Annotated in this window: 23 protein-coding genes; 7 read left to right on the top strand and 16 right to left on the bottom strand. The window is 55.0% G+C overall.

Annotated elements, in window-relative coordinates:
• The 3 genes from J2X72_RS05340 to J2X72_RS05350 form a co-directional block, all read right to left on the bottom strand.
• A partial coding sequence (locus J2X72_RS05340) for an autotransporter outer membrane beta-barrel domain-containing protein (RefSeq protein ID WP_310069366.1) occupies positions 1–2270 on the bottom strand: 2270 nt, incomplete at its 3' end.
• A 439-nt stretch (positions 2271–2709) separates the two neighbouring features.
• Complete coding sequence (locus J2X72_RS05345; RefSeq protein ID WP_310069369.1) at positions 2710–3084, bottom strand: hypothetical protein; 375 nt, start codon at positions 3082–3084, stop codon at positions 2710–2712.
• 390 nt (positions 3085–3474) lie between these two features.
• Positions 3475–4326 (bottom strand): FkbM family methyltransferase, encoded by an 852-nt coding sequence (locus J2X72_RS05350; RefSeq protein WP_310069371.1) that lies wholly within the window; start codon positions 4324–4326, stop codon positions 3475–3477.
• Positions 4327–4499: 173 nt separating this feature from the next.
• Here J2X72_RS05350 and J2X72_RS05355 point away from each other — a divergent pair, with 173 nt between their 5' ends.
• Genes J2X72_RS05355 through J2X72_RS05365 form a run of 3 tightly spaced genes read left to right on the top strand, consistent with a single transcriptional unit; the run spans position 4500 to position 7214 of the window.
• A complete protein-coding gene (locus J2X72_RS05355) occupies positions 4500–5375 on the top strand; it encodes a methyltransferase domain-containing protein (protein ID WP_310069374.1) in 876 nt (291 codons plus the stop codon).
• Positions 5347–6351 carry a hypothetical protein gene (locus J2X72_RS05360; RefSeq protein WP_310069376.1) on the top strand — a complete coding sequence of 335 codons (1005 nt, stop codon included), beginning with the start codon at positions 5347–5349 and terminating at the stop codon, positions 6349–6351. The genes J2X72_RS05355 and J2X72_RS05360 overlap by 29 nt, the downstream gene beginning before the upstream one ends.
• Positions 6348–7214 carry a hypothetical protein gene (locus J2X72_RS05365; RefSeq protein ID WP_310069379.1) on the top strand — a complete coding sequence of 289 codons (867 nt, stop codon included), beginning with the start codon at positions 6348–6350 and terminating at the stop codon, positions 7212–7214. The genes J2X72_RS05360 and J2X72_RS05365 overlap by 4 nt, the downstream gene beginning before the upstream one ends.
• Positions 7215–7331: 117 nt before the next feature.
• Here J2X72_RS05365 and J2X72_RS05370 read toward each other — a convergent pair whose 3' ends face one another.
• The gene (locus J2X72_RS05370) at positions 7332–7628 is read right to left on the bottom strand and encodes a hypothetical protein (RefSeq protein ID WP_310069383.1); all 297 of its coding nucleotides are present in this window, start codon (positions 7626–7628) and stop codon (positions 7332–7334) included.
• On the bottom strand, positions 7625–7786 hold the full coding sequence (locus tag J2X72_RS05375) for a hypothetical protein (protein WP_310069386.1): 162 nt from the start codon (positions 7784–7786) through the stop codon (positions 7625–7627). Before J2X72_RS05375 ends, J2X72_RS05370 begins: the two co-directional genes overlap by 4 nt.
• 420 nt (positions 7787–8206) lie before the next feature.
• On the opposite strand from J2X72_RS05375, the gene J2X72_RS05380 reads away from it, so the two are divergent.
• The gene (locus J2X72_RS05380) at positions 8207–9199 is read left to right on the top strand and encodes an FkbM family methyltransferase (protein WP_310069388.1); all 993 of its coding nucleotides are present in this window, start codon (positions 8207–8209) and stop codon (positions 9197–9199) included.
• Between the two features lie 245 nt (positions 9200–9444).
• Here J2X72_RS05380 and J2X72_RS05385 read toward each other — a convergent pair whose 3' ends face one another.
• The 3 genes from J2X72_RS05385 to J2X72_RS05395 form a co-directional block, all read right to left on the bottom strand.
• Positions 9445–9579, bottom strand: a complete 135-nt coding sequence (locus J2X72_RS05385; protein ID WP_310069391.1) for a hypothetical protein — start codon at positions 9577–9579, stop codon at positions 9445–9447.
• 85 nt (positions 9580–9664) lie between these two features.
• Positions 9665–10108 (bottom strand): hypothetical protein, encoded by a 444-nt coding sequence (locus J2X72_RS05390; protein ID WP_310069393.1) that lies wholly within the window; start codon positions 10106–10108, stop codon positions 9665–9667.
• 3 nt (positions 10109–10111) lie between these two features.
• The gene (locus J2X72_RS05395; protein WP_310069395.1) at positions 10112–10660 is read right to left on the bottom strand and encodes a lysozyme; all 549 of its coding nucleotides are present in this window, start codon (positions 10658–10660) and stop codon (positions 10112–10114) included.
• 37 nt (positions 10661–10697) lie between these two features.
• Here J2X72_RS05395 and J2X72_RS05400 point away from each other — a divergent pair, with 37 nt between their 5' ends.
• From J2X72_RS05400 to J2X72_RS05410, 3 genes are all read left to right on the top strand, one after another.
• On the top strand, positions 10698–10919 hold the full coding sequence (locus tag J2X72_RS05400; protein WP_310069398.1) for a hypothetical protein: 222 nt from the start codon (positions 10698–10700) through the stop codon (positions 10917–10919).
• A gap of 111 nt (positions 10920–11030) precedes the next feature.
• Positions 11031–11309 carry a hypothetical protein gene (locus J2X72_RS05405; protein ID WP_310069400.1) on the top strand — a complete coding sequence of 93 codons (279 nt, stop codon included), beginning with the start codon at positions 11031–11033 and terminating at the stop codon, positions 11307–11309.
• A gap of 216 nt (positions 11310–11525) precedes the next feature.
• Positions 11526–12527 (top strand): acyltransferase, encoded by a 1002-nt coding sequence (locus J2X72_RS05410; protein ID WP_310069402.1) that lies wholly within the window; start codon positions 11526–11528, stop codon positions 12525–12527.
• Here the strand turns inward: J2X72_RS05410 and J2X72_RS05415 are convergent.
• The 8 genes from J2X72_RS05415 to J2X72_RS05450 are packed head-to-tail and all read right to left on the bottom strand — an operon-like array spanning position 12519 to position 22188.
• A complete protein-coding gene (locus J2X72_RS05415) occupies positions 12519–12914 on the bottom strand; it encodes a hypothetical protein (RefSeq protein ID WP_310069405.1) in 396 nt (131 codons plus the stop codon). The genes J2X72_RS05410 and J2X72_RS05415 overlap by 9 nt on opposite strands.
• On the bottom strand, positions 12914–14899 hold the full coding sequence (locus J2X72_RS05420) for a hypothetical protein (protein WP_310069408.1): 1986 nt from the start codon (positions 14897–14899) through the stop codon (positions 12914–12916). The genes J2X72_RS05415 and J2X72_RS05420 overlap by 1 nt, the downstream gene beginning before the upstream one ends.
• Positions 14900–15142 (bottom strand): hypothetical protein, encoded by a 243-nt coding sequence (locus J2X72_RS05425; protein ID WP_310069410.1) that lies wholly within the window; start codon positions 15140–15142, stop codon positions 14900–14902.
• A gap of 51 nt (positions 15143–15193) precedes the next feature.
• The gene (locus J2X72_RS05430; protein ID WP_310069413.1) at positions 15194–18265 is read right to left on the bottom strand and encodes a phage tail protein; all 3072 of its coding nucleotides are present in this window, start codon (positions 18263–18265) and stop codon (positions 15194–15196) included.
• On the bottom strand, positions 18265–18693 hold the full coding sequence (locus J2X72_RS05435) for a DUF6950 family protein (protein ID WP_310069416.1): 429 nt from the start codon (positions 18691–18693) through the stop codon (positions 18265–18267). The genes J2X72_RS05430 and J2X72_RS05435 overlap by 1 nt, the downstream gene beginning before the upstream one ends.
• Positions 18690–19316 carry a hypothetical protein gene (locus J2X72_RS05440; RefSeq protein ID WP_310069418.1) on the bottom strand — a complete coding sequence of 209 codons (627 nt, stop codon included), beginning with the start codon at positions 19314–19316 and terminating at the stop codon, positions 18690–18692. The genes J2X72_RS05435 and J2X72_RS05440 overlap by 4 nt, the downstream gene beginning before the upstream one ends.
• On the bottom strand, positions 19317–19973 hold the full coding sequence (locus tag J2X72_RS05445; protein WP_310069421.1) for a hypothetical protein: 657 nt from the start codon (positions 19971–19973) through the stop codon (positions 19317–19319). It abuts the gene before it with no gap.
• 1 nt (position 19974) lies between these two features.
• Complete coding sequence (locus tag J2X72_RS05450; protein WP_310069424.1) at positions 19975–22188, bottom strand: phage tail length tape measure family protein; 2214 nt, start codon at positions 22186–22188, stop codon at positions 19975–19977.
• Positions 22189–22190: the final 2 nt, after the last annotated feature.

A 22190-nucleotide genomic window follows, 5' to 3' on the forward strand; every position in this document is an offset into this window, starting at 1 on the left:
TCGCCATACCATGTCAGCGTGCCGCCCAGTCCATAGCCGTCGGTGTCGATCGAGCCATCGCCGAAGAACGAGGAAATGTCGGCCGAGGCATGGCCATAATGAGCGGTCAGACTCCCGATAAGCTTGCCGGCATCGCTCTCGTAGAACTGGCCGTCGATGCCGCTTGTCAGCTTCCAGGTGTCGATATCGTAATCAGCGACGGTCGTTGATGTCCTTGGCTCGAACTTGCCATGGGCACCGTCAATGCGCGCCCAGATGCCGCGCGCATCGGTGATGGTATCGCCGCCTTCCGACGGCGTCGGCGCGGCCTCCAGCGTTCCAGGGCCATCGCCCTGCGCGAGCGCGCTGTTGCCCGCCCCGGCCCAATAGCGATTGCCGACGCGCTGCTGCAGGCTTGAGACACCATTGAGACTTTGCAGCACCTGCGCATAAGTTTCATAGAGAGGAGCACCTGGCTGGTAGATAGGGCCTGATGACGGCGGCGTGGTTGGTGGGGTCGTCGGAGGAGTTGTGGGCGGCGTGGTTGGAGGTGTCGGTGCCAGCTCGGAGCGCAGATACCAGTCGCCATCGCTGGGAGTGGTCACCCCATTCTTGTGCAGGGTATAGCCATAAGCACCGGCAACGACCGCCTGTTCGCCATTGATCACGTAATCGCCAAGCAGCGAGAATGTGCCGTTGGAAGCGCCGCCGATATCGACAATCTTGATTCCCTCGACAGTCGCTGCCCCCGTGCCGCCGGTGTTGATCACTTTTACATTGCTACTGCCCGACGTATCGCCGGTAACCACCAGCCGGTCTGTCGGCGAGGCGTCACCGCCGAGCTGGGTTTCTATCTCCAGAGTGCCGCCATTGCCGATATAGTTCCCGGCAACGGTCAGCGTGCCGATGGAATTGCCCGGAGCAACCTTTCCTGTGTTGGTCACATCGCCAAATATCGTGCCAATGCCGCCGAGGGTACCGGCAGCAGCCACGGAGACCGGGGTTGTGATTGAACCGTTTATGGCCAAAGTACCGGCAACAACTGACGTCAGGCCGCTATAGGTGTAATCACCGTTTAGGATCGTCTTGCCACTGCCATATTGCATGACCTCGCCGGTCCCGGTGATGACATTGTCTAAGGTGACCGTATCGGAACGGAAGAAGCCAAGCGTACCACCATTGAGGGTCATATCGCCGATAACACTGCCACTGGTGCCGCCAATGCCAACAGTCAGGAAACCGCTTTGGATGTCCCAATTCGTCGTGGCGGTACCGGTGCCTGTCAGATACCAGTCGCTGACGCCGGTCTTCTCGAACTTCTCGAAGTTGCGATATTGAGCCGTCGGACCGATCGCCGATACGTCGAAAGTGCCGTCCAGGCTGCCCCCCAGCCGCAAGGTGTCATTGGCACCAGCTGCGGTCGCGACAACATTGCCAAGTATCACCGAATTGGAGTGCAGTTCGAGGACGTTGACGGAGCTCGCGTTGTTGCTGAAGCGGATGGCGTCCGACTGACCTATCCCGGCGCGGATGGTCCCGTCATTGACTACCGAAAAGCTGGCGAACTGCGCCAGAAAGCCACCTCCAAGAACTGCGACTCCCCCAGTTCCACCCTCGAGGGTGCCGTTGTTGACGACACTTTGAGTTCCATTGGTTGCGTTAATAGCGGAGGTACTACCGATCCCAGATTGTGAAGAGGTACTCCCCCGTATTGTCCCGTTGTTGGTCAAGGAACTCAGGCCGCTCATGACCAGACCGACTCCTGCGATGTTCCCGCTGTTGCCCGCTTGGATCAGATTGTTGTTGATCAGGGAAGCGTTGTTCATGGTAACGCCGTTGCCGCCGGATTGCGCAGTGCTGTTTCCTCCGAGGATCGTTCCATTGTTGACGTGGCCTCCACCGGTGACTTGCAACCCGTTGCCGCCGCCCATCCCAAACGTACCGTTGCCCCCGGTTATGGTGCCATCGTTCGTCAGAGAACCATTGCCGACAAGGCTGAGCGCAACCGCGCCGCTTGAGGGCATGGTCGGATTGCCTGATCCGCCGGTAATCGATCCCGAATTTAGGAGCGTGACGCCGGAGAACCCCACCCCACCCGCACCAAGGCCAGAGCCGCTTGGCGGCTCGAAACCATGGATCGAATACCCATTGACGTTAATGGTGATCGGTTTGGTAGCAGCGGGCATTCCAGTGTTCGACAAATCGATGTCATGGGTCAGCGTGATCGTCGAAGAGCCGGTTTGCCCGTTCGCGGCGGTGATTGCAGCGCGAAGTTCAGCATCGGTGGTCACGAGATAATCCGCCGCCGAAGCCGGCGAACCGAACGAGCAGGCTATCGCTAGCGCCGTAGTGCAAACTCCCGCGAGGAGCGCGTTCCGCGTCCCCAAAATCCCATTGCCAATGCCTGTCCCCACCGACCTTGCCCCTCATTACTGCGCCCGGAGTTGCAAATTATGAGATTCGATGGGTACATCAATAGGTTGTAGTGTAAAACTTCGTTGTTGCTTAAGAAACCTAAAATCTGTTGCAGCGCAGCAACGGAATACTCATAACAACGCCTGGGTTGGACCAGCTGTCTGGGGCCTCTGTGTGCTCTGACCGCACCGAGCGGTTTGCTACCCTGAGTTGTTAGTCGGCAAATCCCAGAGCAAGCCGCGGCGCAGGGCTTAAACGCAAAAGCCCCGGTTTGTGACTGAGGCTTTTGTAAATCCAACAAATAATATTCAGATCTTATTCACGAACCATGGAACGACGATCGCGCTCGATATTCTCCTCAAGTTCTACCGTCCTCAGTATCGAGAATCCGGCATTACCGATACTGAAGCAACGGAACTCGATCCCGAATGTGGTGTCTGGAATATCGAAATCGAGCGAAATGAGGGTTTCACCAGATTGCACCTCGCAACGCGCAAGCGGCTCCGCCTGCCCCAGCGCTACCACATCGCAGACTGCTATTAGGGATTTTTTGGCCACCGACCGTATCTGCCAAGTCACACGGTACCGACCGGCCCGCAGCGGCATATAAGGACCGTGCATCACAACACCAGCTTCGCCATCTGCGGCTTCGATCCACGTAATGGACCAAGGAAGAGGTTCTCGCTGCAATGATCGAAGTTGCCGAGAATACCAACTTGGCGATGCATCCAAACGTGCTGCTGTCGGTTGAGACCGAATTACGCAAGTTGATGAAGAAAAAAGATGTCTGAATTGGCCGACGCCAAAGCCCATCCCTCACGCCTCATCGTCGTTGTCGCATTCAGCCGAGCAGACAATGGGCAACTTGTGCCTGCTTACGTTCCGATGCAGTTCGATACTACGCAAGACGCCACTCGAATGGCGCGGTCCTTGGCAGCCCAATGCGCTGGCGTCTTGGTGTGGGCTCGCGATGCACAGCCTGAGGTAGGAGGCTATGGGCCCCAACAATTTTGTTTCAGTCTGGTGACGTACCGGAGCTAAAGTAGCCATCAAGCGATCAAGAAGACCTGGGAACACCAGTTACTGGCGCCACTTGAACCACATATCCTGACACTCAAAAGATGTTCCGTCGCGACCGGGACCTTGACTAATCTCCGTTTTGCGGTGGACCACAAAGCCGAAGGAAACAATCAGATCAAAGAGGTCTTGAGGTGTGCTTTCATTGCGCCTGAGCCATCCAGAATTGAATTCTATGATCAAGTTTCGGATCAATCCTTTGGAGGACATCTGTTGCAGTCCTCGTATGACGTTCGGTTCGTAACCCTCGACGTCGACCTTTATCGCATCCAACGTGCGTCCGCTCATGGCCTTGAAGGTGTCCAGCCGAATTAGCGGCACCTCTAGCGGTTCGAAAGCCGGGTCGGAAAAGAACGCGCTGGGGGAATGGACGACATCACCAACAGGCATAAATATGCGTTCGGTTCCATCCTTGTCGCCGACGGCGGCCACCGTCAAAGTGATAGTTCGCAACCGGTTGTCCTTGATTGTAGAAGCAATCACGTTGGAAGCAACTGGGCTCGGCTCGAAAGCAAACACGTGCCCCTTCCTGCCCACAATCGTAGAAGCCAGTCCGGTATAGTGGCCGAAATTGGCACCCACGTCTGCGAACACCGACCCAGGCCCGAGGCATTCTTTCAACCAGCCGGTCTGCTCCGGTTCATAAGAGCCGCTAGCCATCGTCGACTGGATGGCCTCGTTTGGATCGAGACGAACCCATAGGCCGTTTACGTTAATTGTTCCAGGAGGACGTGTCCTATGTGTCAGACTCCGGAGAACTGAGTTCGCCTTCGCCGATAATGATCGTCGAAGCTTGGTGTAATGAAACATACTGACACCGCCTCTGCTGCGCTGATGTTCTGAAGGCAAATCCATCAAACTTTGCAACCGGCCTGAATTAGCCCAATCAATGTTAAAGGTTACCCTGATGTCCGCTAACTTGCTAGCCGCCCTTGGACGTGATCAGCGAGACCTGCCGGTAGGATCTCCCTCGCGCGTCGCCGACATTAGCTCTCGACGGCTAGCAAACCGTACAATAGGGTTGGGATATGGAACATATGCGCGAGACGTCTCCGATGCCCGTAACCCAACTGGACTTGACAGGGAACCGCGTCCTTACACCTGAAGACCGGAGTGCCCTAGCAGCGTCAATTGATGAATTACGGGAACTTAGCCCGGAAATTATGCAACGGAAGATACCCGAAGCAGTATTTCAGAACGCTTTCATTTACGAACAGGTAAAGAATGCTGTTCCTGCCGGCTCCTCTATTATCCTGATAGGCGGTTACGAGGACCCTATTGGCCCGGCCTTGTCTGCACGCGGATATTCAGTTGAGATCACCGATCCCAATGTGGATGGTCGCGACGCGCTTGCAGTGTGGCTAGATGCTCGAACAACTGAAACACGCTACGACGCAATAGTGTGCTGCTCAGTAATCGAACACGTACCCAACGATGGATTATTCGTTCGGCTTCTCTATCAACTTTTGAAGCCGGGTGGCTCCGCCTTTCTGACCACAGACTTCTCGGAGGGATGGACTGAAGGGCTTCCTGCACCAGATTTAAGGCTTTATACGGTCGCTTCGTTGAATGCGCTCATTAGTCATTTACCAGAAGATAGCATCGTTGATCAGCCTTCGTGGTTAGCACTCCCTGAGTATTTCGATTTTGACGGTGTTCGTTACTGCTTTGCGTCAATAACGTTCTTTCGCCCACAAAACTCGCCCGATTTAGAAATCGCGTCGGAGGAGTTATTCGAGGCCCTAAGTCAAGGCGCATCGGAGATGGGACGAACCATCGCGACTTATAGGCGCGAAATCGACGGCCTTTATAAAACCGTGGCAATCCAACAGACGATCATCGAGGATCAGCAGGCTCGCTTAGAGAGGGTCACCAATGATGTCAAAAAAAAGCGATTTTGGTAGCTCCCAAAGTGCTCCAGAAATGGCTGCGAACAGGCCATTGATCCTTTTCGTGTCTCATAAGCAACGGCAATGTGGTGTATACGAATTTGGAAGGGAGATTGTCGACCAGTTGGCGCATTCCCAGCGGTATGCTTTCAAGTTTGTCGAATGTTCGGGGTTACATGACTTCGTTCAATACGTGAATCAATATGATCCCGCGGCCGCAGTTTTCCAGTGGCACCCCGTCGCGGTTCCATGGGCAGCAGATGCAGCATCTTTTTGCTCCGATATTCCGGTACTTGCAACGACACATGACTTGACGAAGAGCATTGCGGATGACTGGCAGGATAACTCTGTGGATGTTCTTATCGCCCACGAGCCAGAGTTGGGCACTTCGAATATGCGGTTTGTAACCGCCCCCAGGCCAATTCCTGAGTTCGTCGGTTCGATTGACGTACCTCCGAGCCCAATTCGTGTTGGATCATTTGGATTTGCGGATCATTCGAAAAATTTCCATGAGATTGTGAAGATGGCGCAGGACTCGTTTGAGGAATGTGTCGTTAGAATTCAAATGCCGTACTCTGACTTCGACACGCGTGCGAAGGCTGCTTCGCAAGAAGTGATTGAAAGGTGTGAAGCTCAGATTCGGCGCCCCGGTATATCCATTGAATTTTTTCATGAGTTCCTGGACCGTCAGCAACTCTTTGGCTTTCTCGCGTCCAACCATTTGAACGTTCTTCTATACGATCCAAATCGGGGCGGAGGTGGCATTTCATCCGCTTCTGACTTTTTGCTGGCCTCGGGCCGCCCTATGGCGTTGCGGCGTGGCCGGATGTTTCGCAATTTCGAGAATGCTGAACCATCCATCTTTGTGGATGATCTGTCGCTTCACCAAATTCTGGAAAACGGAACTGCCCCATTGGAGCCATTCCGTGCGGCGTGGACATACCGTGGAGTGGTGGATGCATATGAACGCGCGGTTGATCAAGTTCTATGAAGCAGATCGTCCAAAACACCAGTTCCTCGACGATAAAAGGTAGTGGTACTAAGCGCGTGGCGTTGGCATGGTGTGAAGACTCCATGCAAGCACATAACGTACTTGCAGGCGCGCTTGAGAAATCACAAAATTATACTTTCGACAGTTTTGAGGTGAAGGACCGCACAGGGAGCCTCTTAGCCTATACCCGAGAGATTGGCGCAGTAGCGGTCCTATTCTTGTGGAGCCCTAAACTTGAGCAGCATTTCAATTTGATGGGGCTGCTGCGACTGCGGTTGCCAACCATGGCAATTGCGCTTGATCGTGCCCCAGAGTTGCTAGATGATTCATTGTTCGATTCATGGATGATGCATGGATTGCCGACAAGCGAAGCTTGCGATTTGAGTTTCGTTACCAATCCTATGACAGATGAATCTGTATCGAACAGCGTGGTTGGAGACTACAATTCTGCGCTGGACCGCTTGATTGAACTTGGCGAAACACGTCACGACGAAGCCAAATGGCGAAGGCGCCTTCGCATTCATACGGCTCGCGTTATAGACGAAATCGAAGCAAGAAACTCGAAGGTCAAACGAGAACTTGACGAAACGCACCAGGTTTCGCACAGAAATTTTCTGGAGCTCAATGAGACACGCCAGATTGCTCACCAAAATTTTCTCGAGCTTGACAAGACGCGCCAAGAGCTTAGCGAGACGCACCAGGTTGCTCACAAACTTTATCTGGAGCTGGGCGAGATGCGATCACAGCTCTTGGGAGGATACAGATTTAATGAAGGGCCAGTTGAGCTCCGACTAGGACTCGCCATTGCCCGTACATTACGTGTGCCTGCCCAGCTGATAAGAAGGCTTCTTCGCAGAGCCTAAGCTCCTACACGCCGACGAATAGTGGCAATTTGTTTTGCGCGTGCGGCGTTCGTAGAGAGAGCGCGAGAGTCCGACACGTATATTGCGCCACCAATCCCGGCCGGCAGGGCGATGCAATCAGGTAACTTTCAAACCGCCCGCAACGATGAATGCCACGCCGGCAACGATGATGCTGGTTATAAAAATCCACATGATTTTTGACAGAATGTTGCTGATATTGCCGATCTTCTTGTCCAAATCATCAAAGCGCTTATCCACGTTTATCCACTTCCCATCTTTTCGTGCGTCATCGATTTCAGACATTCGCTGCCATTGTTCCAAAACATTCAATCTTGAGATGATCGCAGCGTCCGCATGCTCAAGAGCGTTTACCCGAGTGCGGAGATCGCTCGTATCTTCTAGTGCTGTGGTCATCGGATTCCCTTTGCCAGCATGTAGGCAAACCAGCGAGGCTCAGTCTTTCGTCGGTCGGCCTCGTCGAGTATCGCATCCATTCCCTGAACCTGAGATTGCGATGGCCCGCGCGCAAACAGCCTCGCACGCAGCGAGGCGAAGAACGCCGCTCTGTTCATTGTCATTTCCCTTTTATGGATTGTCGGTTAGGCGCATCACGCGCACGGCAATGTTTGCTAGCGTTGATGGGTTGGTGTATCAATGGCGTTAGGAGGAGATGCCCGAATGAAGTATGGAACGCCGTATGGTGTGGAGGTGGAACGCATCACTCGCGCAGCCGCGGCAATGACAGACCCAGAGACGCAGAGGGCTTTCGTTGAGCAAGAACTTAAGGCACCTGACCAATTCCTTGTCCCGGAACCGTAAATATCGCCGTCGAACCAGAAGACAAAGTGGAGAACTTCGTCGATGCCGTGCTGGTAGCTGCTCGGCGATGGCAAGGGTGGAACGAAGTCGTAGACGCTGTTAATTCGGCTACTCGTCTGGACAAAACCATGCTCGCCGTTCGCAGGTGAGATTAATCGACGGGGGAGGACTTCATGAAATTGGGACCCATTTACATTCACCGAAGTAGGCAACCTCCACCTGCGCCTGTAGCGGTAGGAGACCGAGCCGTTTGGGATGCAGAGCGCCAGTTTCTTGATGCTCATGCCTTGTTCACCGGCTACGGTGGACCCGACATCGAACTCCTGCACAAGATTGCCGATCACGACACCCCGCCACAACCGGGATTCATCGTTGATTTCGTTGGGTCCAAAACCCGCACAGATGCCACTTGGACGCCTGTTCGCCGCTTTGATGGCCAGAAGCTTCCCGTCCCTATCAACGCCTCAGATAATTTCCACGGTGAAACCGTCGAATGGGTTGGTCTCGCGAAAGCTATCCTTTCTGCCAAGAAGACCTTCACCATGGTCGAACTAGGTGCTGGTCTCGGTGTCTGGTCTATTGCTGGCGGTGTCGCTGCAAGGCGGCTTGGGCTCAAGGTGTTAACCTACGGTGTCGAAGGTGATGAGTTGCTGGCGAATCTGATGAGCCAGCACTACCGCGACAATGGTTTCGAACCGGAAGGCCATGCGATACGGGCCGCAATCGGTTCAGAGAACGGAATCGCCAGATGGCCGAAACCTGTCACCACTGCCGCCACAGCGACCTATAATTTCCGGCCCGTCCTGGATGGGCAGTCCGATTACATGGGCCGCGACTTTGCCTTTGAGGAAGTCCCGGTTCTTGCCCTTCGCGATCTGCTTGCAAAGCATGAGCGTTGGGATTTGATCCACATGGATATTCAGGGCCACGAAACCGAGGTCAGCTGCGCCACCATCAAGGACTTGAACGAGCGCGTTAATTGGATGGTTGTTGGGACGCATTCACGCAAGATCGATGGCGACATGATCGAATTACTGTGGGGCAACGGCTGGGTATTAGAGAACGAGAAACCCGCCAAGTTCCAGTTTGATGGTAAGGCTGCCTCGCTGGAGGCGATGACGCTGATCGATGGCACACAGGTCTGGAGAAACCCGCGCCTTGACTGAGGAGATCAAGATAGAGTTTCCCGAGGCTGTTGAGGTCGCTGGACTGGAGGGCTGGCACGGCTACCGCGTGCTAGCCTACCGTCCACCACGCAAGGGTGAATACTATTTGACTGGCAAGGTAGACAAAGCCTTCCGGTCAGCTATTGACCAGAAAATCCCGTTCCACATATTCAGATTGAGCAGAAGCACTAAGCGCAGCAATGACCGCTCCGACTTGTACATGTCATTGAGTGGGAGATCGACCATCATTGCGCCTTTGCCCAATCATCCTTGAACCGGTTGCACCGATCGATCTGCGCATCGATAAGGTCTGCGTTGTAGAGCCAGCGGTATTGCGTGGAACGGTTCTTGTCCCCAACCTTGGGATTGACGCGCTCCATATGTCTCTCGCACTCCGCCGGCTTCTTTGGAGCAACAGGCCGTGCCGCCAACTGACCTTGAATGGTTGCAGCCGCGATCACCTGCTTAGTTTGACTTTGCTCGATGGTCCCGCACCCACTGATCGTCATCAGCAGTCCAAGTGCTGCCGGGAGCAGTGTCACCGCGAATCGTCTGTTCAAGTTTTTCATCTGTAACCTTCTTCGCTGCTGCTGCCACTGCTGCACGCTGTTGTGCCTGGTCCTGAAGTTGTGTCGCCCTGAGCGTGTTTTGTCTTTCACGCTCAAGCTGTGCCTTCAGGGCTGTTATTTCGGAGAGTTGGACGTATCCGGCGCGAGCTGCTGTTGCAGCCTTGGCCGACTCTGTCGCCACCCTGCCCGTTGCAAGGTCGCCAATGACCGGGATGGCACCGATGTAAGGAATGTCCCGGAGGAGAGGCACGCCCTCATAAATGCCAAGCATGAGGAAAAAGGACGCTGCGGCGCCAAGCGCACCATATGCGGCGGCTTTGATGCATTCGAGGACACCCATCAGCTAGAGCCCCGAAACGCAAAGTTCAGCTTCGCCAAGGCGCTGCTTGTCACCCATCTCACGACGCAGGACCAAGCCATTGACGATGCGACCGCCGGCGCGGTTGAACGCCGTCTGCGCTTCGCAGGCTTGACGATATTTGCGTGCCGTTGTGAGCCGGGCAGCAGTCGATCGCTTGGCAGCCGAAACACCGAAGTTATAGGCACCGGAGAGAAGTGAGGCCTGAACCGATACAGGTGCCTCGACATAGCCTTTCACGCCATCGACCAGCGGAAGGTAATAGTCATTGATGACGCGCACTTTCAGGATCGCCAGGCACTCGGCGGGCGTGAAGCTCATTCCGGCTGTAACGGGCTTGCCGTTGATCCGGGTCTCGCCGTAGCAGATATCCCAGATCTTGGCGAAGCCGTCCCAATGAGACTGCAGAACCAATCCCTCCCATGGAATGATCAGCTTGTTAACCGCCAACTCAACAGCCGGCGGCGTGATGCCCTGCTCGATCGCCGTATGAACGCTTGCCGGAGTGATCCGGTCAGGGGAGAAAAACGCCAACCAGCCACTGGCAGAAGCGGCTAGGATAACTGCGGCGATGGCGGCTTTTGCGCGGTTGCTTGACCTGATCTTGTTGATCGGCATCTTCATTACCTTTCAGATTGTTTTGAGCGATGAGGCGAGCAACGAAGGCAGCGGCGACCGCAAAGAGGGTCAGCACGGCAAACAGGCGCTGCGGGATTGGGAGAACGCCGTCCAGCAACGGCAGAGCGGCTTCAATGCCGGAGAGCAGGCCGGCAAGCAGCATCAAGCGCACTGACCACGCTTTGCGCAGCACAGTTCGCCAGTCGTCTATGAGACGCATGGTCATTTCCTTTTTACGGATTGTCGGTATGGTGGCGGCGCTAAATCAGACTGGAGAGGCGTTGCTGTGAACAAGACAAAGAAGATCGCCGTCGGTGCCGAACGGTGGGATCTGATCGATGAGACAACAGCCGTCGAATATTTCGATGTCTTGACCGAACTTCGGTCGGCAAATGATACCGTGCACTTATCCCTCGGGACCGGGATCAATGATGCCAACCAGGAGGGGCTTGTGAAGGTCACTCATAGGCTGCGATGCAATATGACGACCGCGAGGTTCCTGCACTCACTGCTCGGCGACATCCTTGCCAATGTAGATAAGGCAGCAGAGAGGAAGCCGCATTAATGGCAATTATGACCGAAGCTGTCTTGCTGGAATTGCTCGCCACAGTGGCATCCACCCCACTCAGCGAGTGTGACTCCCCAACGCTCAATCGGCTGATCCATAGAGGCTATGCCATCATCATTCCGCCTAGCAGAGGCGGGGACCAGATCAGTCGAGTTAAAGTTACCGAGGTCGGTTTGGACCATTTGGCCAGGTTGAAAGGATTATAGCCGCCACATGGGATATTATCGGTTAATTCTAGCTTTCATGGTGTTGTATTCTCATGCCGTGGGTCCGCTGTTCGGATGGAACATCGGTGTTTTTGCCGTCATCTCGTTTTTTGTTATAAGCGGTTACGTTATGGCGCTTTTGGTCAACAAACGTTATCCAGCAACCAAAGACGTTTTTCGCTTTTATCTGGACAGAGCCCTTAGGTTATTCCCGCAGTACCTTCTATATGCATCTTTGACCTTAATTTGTGTTGCCCTGCTCGGCTTGTCGGACCACTTTCTATCGGGATTAACACCTCTTTCGATAGTGATGAACATGCTGTTGCTGCCACTGGGTTACTTCATGTTCGGCCTCGACGACGCGATGCTCATCCCGCCAGCCTGGAGCTTGGGATTGGAGCTTACTTTTTATGCCGTCTTTCCTTTGTTCTGGGCACTTCCACGACGGTTTCAACAGCTGCTCGTCTGTGGCTCGATTGGCGTTTTTGCATTGGCCGTAGCAGGTATGATCCACTCGGATTGGTTCGGCTATAGGCTGATCCCGGGCACCTTTTTCATGTTCATTGTAGGAACGTCTCTGGCATTCCCTGAGAAATTCGGTCGAGCGTTTCCTGCTGGTATCCTGCTGCTCGCTGGTATGGGGTTGGCAGTCGTTGTCTCAAACGAACGTCTCTACGCTGCGCCGTACAACAAAGAAGTATTGGCTGGTCTGATCACGGGTATCATTGCGGTGAGCGTCCTGAGGAAGTTCAGGTTCGGACGAATAGACGAATTTCTTGGTAACCTGAGCTACGGAGTGTTCCTCAACCACTACCTTCTCGTTTACATCGCCCACCGCTTCGAATGGAGCGGCGGATTATTTATTCCAGTTGTCTCACTCGGTTTATCGTTTCTCTCGTACAGATATGTTGAGAGATACGCGATCGAATGGAGGCATAAAATCCGTTCCGCCCGCGCCGCATCATCCTCCCAGACAGATGCGTCTCAAGCCTTTGCCGGATCACAATAATGACGCGCTCAAGAAGAATTCATCCACTTGTCCAGTTGTAAACCCGAGACCAGCGAATCCCTGCTGGAGCATCACGTCATCGCGCCGAAACGTCGCCGACTTATTGAAAGCGATCTGTGTGAGTTCGTCCTGTTGTGCCACCCAGGCGCTGACCTGCGAGGAAAGGCCGGAGACGGCCAACTGTAAAAAGAACTGTCTGCTCGAAACTATATCGGGCGTGTGGGTTGATGGCTTGATATATTCGTCTATCGCGCCGCCCTCTTCAACGTAAGCTGTCCAAACCGGATGATCACTATTAACCGGAACGACGGATTCCCGCCCCTCTTCATCAATAGCAATGATCTGATCGTTTTCAGCGTTCGAATATCGTGCGGATACAAATTTCATCAGATCATCCTCGAATCAGCAGAAATCAGAATATCTGCTGCGGTTGCTCTTGTGGTCAACTGTCGCAATCCATTGGTCGCATCAGCACCCAACGGACCAAGGGTTGCTGATCCCAATGAACCGACAAGTAACGTAAAGACAGACGTGGTCCGTTTCTTTGTCTTATAAAATGCAGTGTTCATATAAATAGCGGGCAAATCACTGATGCTTACAAGTGTCATGCCTAGATATTCGATATATCTCATGCACTCTACTTGATTTAAAATTTCGCTTGGTATTTCAAATTTTGGTGGAATACCAATAAGTTGTTCATCACAGTACAAACCAACGTCAAACAACTCAAAAACATGACCTGTTGTCATGACGTTTGTCATGGTGGCAGTTCCTAGAAGGTTCCCCGCTTGCCATGTATTTGCCGCACCTTGGAAAGTCGTACCCGCCGCCATGACAATGTTCAAAGTCATGGCGTAAGCATTTGTCGACGGCCAAGTCCCAGCTGTGTCTCCCGGTATAAGAAAGGTTTGTAGCGTGTCGGTATTTGCTTGCGGTGCGGAGATGGTGAAAGTTGTTATGTAATTCCGGCTAGCAGCGGCATTTGCGAAGGTGACACCGTAGGTTCCCGCCGGACCCTTAAAGCCAAATCTCACGATACTGCGCTTTGCGCCAGCCGTTCCCATTCTTAGGGATGCAATGCGCAATCCTTCAAACGGTTGGCGTATCATCATATAATGACCAGCCGCAACCGCTCCACCTGTTGAAACCGTTACGCGCAATCTGTTCGTCGCACCGCCCGGCGTAGGTGAATTCTCAATCCATTGTCCGGTAATAACCTGACTTGCAACGCCCCATTGTCCCACCCACTGATCAGCATAGTAGACACCGCTGATATTGAATGGAGTTGGTCCAGCAACCAATGATTCCTGAAATGCCGGGTTTACGATCAAGTTCCGCATCTTGATTGCGTGGTTGATCGGGATGGTGCTGTCTTTAGCAACCTTGCCCGTAGCGTCCGTAAACGTCAGGATATTATCCGTAACACTGGAACCTGGGCCAATCATATCCCCCGCACCACGGGCTGCAAGCAATGACCACTGGGTATTCGACGTGGTCGGCAAAGCTGGCGGTGTGTTGCCCGTAGTGGCAAGGAGCGCGATCCAAGACGAATTGTTATAGAGAACGACATCGTCTTTGATGTAGGCCGTCGCGCCGGAATAAGCGCCTTTGAACACAAAACCATTGCCCGCCGCGGACAGCAGAAACCATTGCGTGTTCGACGTGCTCGGAAGCGTTGGAGGCGGGTTGCCCGTCGTGTTGACGCGGGCAATCCACGATGAACCATTCTGCAAAACGACATCTCCGACGACATAAACCGTAGCGCCGCTGTAGGTGCCTTTGGATTGGAACGAGCCGTTCGGGCCTGTCAGATATGCCGGATCTGACCAATCACCGGATGACGAAGTTATCTTGAAGTAAATCGCTGATCTGCCATCGCCAACATCGGCGACAAGTACGGAAAATCCGGTGACCTCGGCATCGTATGCCCCGCGACCGGCCAAGTTTTCGACCTTGGCATCAGTCTGAACACCTTCGATCAGTTCGGTCTTGGGAATGAGCGTGAGCGCACCTGTTCCCGTAAAGATCGGGATCATGTCCAATGCGCCGGCCAATGCCGCAAAGGCCTGTATGTTCCCATTGCCAAGCTCGACAATCAGATCCCGAACCGCAGCGGTATAGCGAGAGTCACCTGACTGAAAACGGATACGATACGGAGCGGCGACGAGTGCATCCCCGGTCCACGCTTCCACAAGCTCAATGTGATTGTTGTCCGTAACCTCGGCGATGATGGCACTAAGGTTCTGAACCATGAGCGTGTCACCGGCCTGAATGGTCGATGAATCCCAAAAGGTGTCGACACCGGTAATCGTGGTGCCACCAGCAGCAAGTGAAACCGTACCGACGTTGTAGTCTGGTTTGATCGCGGCCATCTATTCGGTCTCCTCGATCGGCTCTGCTGGATTTAGCATAGCCTTAACCTCGGCGCGCAGCTCTTCAATGGCAGCCTTAAGCGCCGCAACTTGCTCGCCTTCCCGACGTAGCGCAGCGCGCAATCCAACCACCCGCATCTTGTAGAAATTGACGAGTGCCAGGGCTTCCTCAGCCTCATCGATCGGCAGGATGGTTTGCTGCGGCGCTACCATTTCGGCCATTGCTTCAAGGTCTTTTGACATGGGTTCTCCTTCCCGCAATTCAGCGGGTCTGCATAGTTTTTGGGTGAGAGGTCAGCGCTTCCAGAAAAGCGACCGCAGCGTCACATTTCTCGTTTGACCAAGGCCCGTTGTGCCGGTCGTGGTCTGAGAAATGCGAAAGGTGTTGTTCCCGGCCGCATTGTTGCCGAAGAAAAAGAACTGATCGATAAGGCGGTTATTTGAGCCGCTGCCGTATGGTCCAAAGCTCTTTTGGAAGACGATCTCGCCTGTCGTGATGTTCTGCACCGTGACAGTGGGTGAACCGCCAGTTGGCCCATAGTTGTAGGTCATATCAATGCTGAGCTGGATCAGCGAGCGATTGGCTGCCGGCATGTTAATCGTTCGGTCCGCGAAGCTTCCGCCTGCCTGGATGTCCGTCGTCGGGCCGATATCGAATGACGACACTGAATCAATGCCGAGGTTCGATGTCCCAACGATCAGCGACCCGATCACAGCCGAGCTGATATCGACTGCGCCAAGCACCGACGTGATGGCAAAGAGTGAATTTATCCTGACATCGTCAAGGAACAGGGTGCCGCCGCTAAAGATGAACGGACGGCGTTTGGCTCCCGGCGCGACCATATAGATGCTATCAGCCGTGAAGCCGATCTCACTTAATCCGCCCGCGAGAGCACTGATGAACATTGCTGCCTGGCTAGTGCTGCCCGGTCCCGATGCAGCTGCCGAAATGCCAACCGTCGTCAGAGCACCAACAGCCGTCGCCTCAACGGTCGTTCGAAACAAGCCGGACGCCGAGAACTTGCCGACGCTGACGGTCAGTGCCGAAACCGACGATGCAACGGCGGCAAGACCGGTACCGGGATCATTGATGACAACCGAAAGGCTTTCGATCGCATTGGCATTTGCCTGAAGGCCGGTGACCGGATCGTTGATGTTGGCGTCGATCTCGGTCGTTTTGACAACCAGTGCCGAAGTTGCCGTCGCGACAACTTTGACCTGCTCTGTGATCCTTGCGCTGGTATTGCCGACCTCGGCGAGCAGTTCCCGCTTATCGAAGACGCTTTGCGCGCCGGCTTCAGCTGCCAGTTGGTCAGCCTGATCGAGCACATCGCGCGCGTAGTGCGTGGCCTCTTCGATCCACTTCAGTTTCGCATCGAGGCGAGCAAGGACACCGTCGACCATGCCGGGCAGAAAGACGTCACCATCCCCGAGCCGAACGTCATCCGTCGTCACATCGATCAGATCGGACCAAGTAAAGTTCTTGCCGATGTTCGAGATGAAGATGCCGCGAACCTGATAGTCGGTGTTAGGCGCGAAGACTGCTACGAGTTTTGTCGAATACTGCTCGTCAAGCGGCGCGTCATAAGGCATCTCACCATCGAACCAGAGCCCGCCGGTATCCTTCTGGTAGACCTGAACCCGGATGCGATCGACACCGTCCTGATCACCGGCATAGAATACCTCAATCGTCGGGCGGCGCGGACCGCTTCCATCATCCAAAGTAGCCGGAAGCGCCTGCCAACCGAACATCGGATGCGATGGATTGACGATGGGACCGACCGGACCGACCGAAACCGGAACCTGCTCATCGGTCGACCAATCATAATCGGACGGATCGATTTCCTTCAGTACGACGAGCTGATTGAAGCTCCGCTCGCCATCGATGCGGACGACAAGGAATTTCTTGTTGCTGTAACCGTTCCGAACCGATGTCCACGACACGACGTCGTTCGGCTCAAGAGGCCACGCATCCGGCGGAAGATAGAACGAATGGACACGGAAGCGGCGATCTTCCTCGATCAGCAGTTTCATCAGCCGCTGGACCTGAACCGGGAAAGGAACGGCTTCGAAGGTTACGCCCGAGGCGAGCCGACGGTTGCCATCTGCTGATTCCAGATCGATCGAATAGCGTGCTGGCGCATCCTTGGTTGCCCATTTCTCCAGCGGTTCCGGATAGGTTGCCTCAATCCCGTTATAGGTGGCATCAAGACCTGGAAACGGTGTGAAGTTCTGACCCTTGGTGACAAGGATGTCGTCATCGCTGAACGAATAGACAGCGGCGCCGGGTGCGCCAACCAATATCTTGAAGATACCGCCGACTTCGGCGATGCGACCGTTGCAAGCCTTCTTCAGCTTATCGATGACGTCGAGCGGCACCATATCGCAGTTGATCTCGGTACCGCATCGGAATTGCTTTTCCGAACCGCCGCCGGCAAGCGGGATCAGCCGGTCGCATTCATTGGCAGCAACCATCCAATTGGAAGCGGGCAAACGAAACGCGGGAAGGTTCTGACCGCCATAAATCCATTCGGTGCCGTAGTAGACGCCGCGGATGATGTTATAGATCAGCACTACGGGATTGTCAGAAGGCTCCCACGTCGCGCGGTTATCCCAACGATGCGAACCGGAACCGCCTGCAGTCGAATCCTTGCGGACGTCGTACCAAGCTGTGACCGGAGCTTCGCAAAGAAAGGTCGGCTGGTTTGGAAACAAGTCCTGATTGAGGCGAGCCGTCGCGATGAAGTAAGGGCAGCCACGCCCAATCATCGTGGATTTATATGGACGGTCGGAATCCGTGCTGAACTTGGCAAGCAAGAAGGCATCGGCTGCCGTTTGCGTGCCGTCGTAATACTTGAACCAGAGATAGTCCTTGCCGTCTTTGCGGAACTCCAGAACGGGATAGCCCTGCTCGACCGGCGTTTCGCCCCAAAGAACGGTGACTTTCTGGTCGACAACCCAGAATGCGGGCTGTCCAGGCGCAGGTATGTTGCCGATCTCGACTACGTCGGTCAGATAGGCATTCGGCGTCTTGCCGTCCTTGCCCCATGCGCCGATATATTTGCGCTTGCCCGAGGTCGCGGTTGTCCCTGCCGTGAACGACATGGGCTTGTCGTCGCCCATCTGGATCATAAGCTTGACGCCTTGCGTCTGCGCTGCCTGTTCCTGTTCGCCAAAGAGCGCCTGCGAGAGCAGAGAGACCCCATAGGCTATCGCAGAGCCGATCAGGTAAGTGACAACGGCACCGGCGCTCGACAGGGCAAAGGCCGCGCCAAAGAGGGCTGCTGTGATGGGTTCCGCTTGGGCGAGCGAAAGCCCCGCCAACATGAACCATGCCGCGGTCAGGAAAATACCAATGCTTTTCATTATCCGACCTTGAAGGCTCTCTTGGCTTTGAGCAGATCCATAGTACCGACACCCTCGGGGCGAAGCACGAACACGCGCTCACCGTTGACGACGCCGAGCGCAAATCCGAACGGGCTGTCCATTTCATAGGCGACGATGTCGCCGAGGCTGGCTTGTGACGGGTGAATTTCAGGCAGGAACGATGCGACCAGATCGGCGAGGTTATCGAACCCTGCGCTCTTCATGACCTTCAGGGCGCCCTTGGCTGACTTATACTTGCCCTGATATTTGACGGTGAGGTCTTCGCCCGTGATGGCATAGACCAAACGACCGGCAAGACCGGGCCCGCAATCATGCTGTTCAGCCCAATCGAACGGAACGAACTTGATCTCATCAATGGCAGCCTCGAAACGGGAACGCCAGTTCGGCAAACGGGTGAGTTCGATCATGACGCCTTCTGCCCCCAAGGTACGCTCCACGATGACAGCGTGCTTGAATAGAGACCCCATTCATCACCGCTGCGCCGCTTCTGACCTTCGAACGAACTCTTGCTCGGGTTGGTACGGCTTAACATGCTGATCGCATCCGAGTTCAATTCGAGTTGGATGGAGCCATCATCGCCGACGGCCGGCGTATCGAACGGGTTGCCGTTGACCTCGCCCATGAAGACCACTTCCGGGTTCGCTGATGCGATCTTCGTTAAAGGATCGAGCGTGACTTCGTATATGTCCGCCTTGGCAAGTCTCAGATCGTACTCCCGCGCAATCTCCTGAACCGCTATGGCGATTTGAGACAGATCGACGGTCACGGTCTGGATGGTCAGATCGGAGACGCGAGGAATAGGCCCGATGTTGAGGTTCTGCGCACCGATGAAATCATGATTGACGATGACGCCGGTATTGCGATCGGGAACACCGATTGTAATTACGTCATCGCCAGACCAGAAGCCGCGATCGAATGGCAGCCCGGTCGAACGGTCGATAGCCTCAACCAATATGAACTGGCGAGGAACCAAGCCTTTGTCGCGAGCAGCCGCAAGCGCAGCCGCCATTTCAGCGCTGATGTCTTTCATTTATCGCTTCTCGATCACTTTGAAACCGGCACCCGAGGTCAAGAGCCCTGCCCCTGAACCCGGATTGGATGTGCCCGGCGAGATGAAAACCTTGCAGGCAGGCTTTGCCAGCGTCACGACGTCGTTCACCGCAACGCCTGTCGGTGCATTCGGGAACACTTCGAAGGCAGGCGTAATCCCGGCCCCGCTTGCCGTCACGATATCGTCGGACACCTCGAGGAAGGCATTCCGTACCGGTGACGTCGCATAGGCGATCTGCAGCTTGTCAGCGAGGGTCATGACATATCCCGCCGGCAATCCCTTGAGGCTCATCGTGCGCCCACCGGTACCGACGCTGTTGATCCGAACAGCCGATGGCCCAAGGATTGAACCATCCGGATCCGCTTGCGGGTATTTCGACAGCGGATCGAACAGGAAGAACTGTTCCTGCGCACCATGCAGTTTGCGAACACGCGCCGCTATCTGCTTCAAATCGTTGCTGTCGCCGATGTTCAGCTTGACGTCGCCCGTCCAAAGCGGTGGCGCAAGCTCGGCCTGCCAGACCCGGCCGTCGCCGGTACCGGACAATTCATCATTGCGCCGAATGTCCCAGGTCACAGACTCGATATCGAGACGATCTGCCAGCACCGAAAGTGCGTATGGATAGGTAATCGCCATCTCAACGCTTCCTCGGTGCCATTTTGATCTCATTTATGCGATCAGGCAGTTCTCGCTTGCTGAACGTCTTCACGCGTGCATCCGCCTGTTCAGCCCCGGCTTCTGATCCGGCCTGTCTGGCAATGACAGCGAGCTTGCCGTCATCATCGACCGAGACACGGATATCGAGTGGCATCGGCGCATTATTGTTCGCGCCACCATTGGAAGCGACACCCAACCGGCCGGAACTGTCCCGCTTGAGCGGCATGATGGCTTCCGGTCCCGCCTCGCCCATCATGCCGGTGCCTTTGGCAAAGCGGAATTTCGTCGGGCTGGAAACAACCGAATTGGTGAAGGCGCCGCCATTGGCGAAACGCTGAACACCGCCCGAGAACGCCCCGCCGTTGGCGAATAGCCCTGCTCCGGGAGTGACTTGGAAAGATGAACCACCGCCGATGCCGAACAACTTGTTGACGAAACCCATGATGGTCCCGCCGATGCCTCCGCTTCCACCCGCTTTGTTGACGCTGAACAGCGCATTGACGAGATCATCCTGAAGCTTGTCCACGATTTTATCGAGAACGTTCACCGCAGCATTGCCGAATGACTTGAAGAATCCTTCACCGCTTTGCAGACCAGACCGCAGATCAGACAGAAACCCGCCGGTTGCATCCTTGGCGAAGTCGAGTGCTTCCTTCGCCTTCTTCGTTGCTGCCTCGATCGAAGCCATCTCACCGGCAAGTCCTGAAAGTTCAACCTTTTGGGCAGCAGTCAGGGTGATGCCCTTTTGCTGTGCCTGGTTGAGCAGGTCTGTCTCGTAGCGCAGTTTGGCCGATGCTTCCTCTGTAAGCCCAACCGCCGCCTGTTCAGCTTTCAGCGAGGCGATACGGCGTTCAGCACCTTTGACGATGTGGTCATACTTCTCGGCCTCGGTCTTACCACCCTTCTTTTTCTTCGACTTGTCATCGACGGATAGCAGATCCTTTGCCATCTCTTTGAGCTTGGCAGACGCGGCCGACGCTCCCTTGGCAATGGCTGAACCGAAGTTCCCAACGTAATCGGTGCCTTGTGCGGATTTCATCGCATCAGCGATACCGGCATTAACCGAGTCCGCGGCGCCAGCATAGGGGTTGTCGACACCGTCGAACGAAACCTGTCCGATGTCTTTGAAGGAACCGATATCGACGCCGAGCTTCGACGCCAACCCGCCGACACTGTTGTACAGCCCGCCGATATAAGTGTTCATCAGCTTGACGACGGAATTGATCATGGATTCAACGCCTTTGATCGTGGCATTGACAGTCTGGTAGACGATATCGCCGATCGCAGCCGGCAACTGCTTCCAAGTCGCTTTGATGCCCTGATAGGCGCCGACAAACGTACCGATTAGCCCGTTCGTGCCGTCCTTTGCTACCTTGACGATATCGAAGCCGAATATCTGTTTAAGTTCGTCACGGAAGATGTTCGCAGCGGCAACCGCAAGCGTGATGCCAAGAATGAAGGCAAGACCCGGATTGGCAGCGGCCATTGCGCCGGCTGCGATGACGGCAGCAACCGCCACGCGGCCAAGCAAGGCGATGACTTGAACGATACCGCCGATAATCCCAGGCGCATAGAGCAAGGCGAGTGCCGCGGCTGCTCCAATGGCATATGGCGCAATCATCTGAAGACTGTCAGCAACGCCGATCAATGCGGATGCGCCGAGCTTTGCCCAACTGACGAGCTGCAGACCGGCAGCAACAGCGGCGACAAGTCCAATCGTCACAAGGCTTACCGGAGAGAGGATCGACAGAAACGCCGAGCCAAGGCTTTTCACAGCACCGGCCGCACCCATCGGACCGAGAACCGCCCCGATCTGCGTACCCTGCTGAAGGGCGATCTGAAGCGGGTTCATCGACATTGCAGCCGATACGCCGATATCCTGGAACTGTGCCGCTAGATTGGCAACGTTATGGGTAGCCGCCCCGACGCCGCGGGTATTCTGGTTTGCTGCTTTGGCGTGGAGGTTCATTGCCCCGGCTGCTCGTGTCGCCGCAACGGCCTCTGCGTTCAATGCCGTCGCGTGGGTATTGGCAGCCTGCGCCGCCATAGCACCCGCCTTGCTCGACGTCGGGCCGATTGCGGAGGTGGCAGCTTCGACTCGCATGGCAGCACCGGTCAGCCGGTCCATTGCCTTTGCGGCCTGTTCAACGCCCGTTGCTTTGGCCTCGATGCCGAGTTGTGCAATATCTGGCATGA

This window comes from Phyllobacterium sp. 1468, assembly GCF_031455525.1.
Classification (GTDB): domain Bacteria; phylum Pseudomonadota; class Alphaproteobacteria; order Rhizobiales; family Rhizobiaceae; genus Phyllobacterium.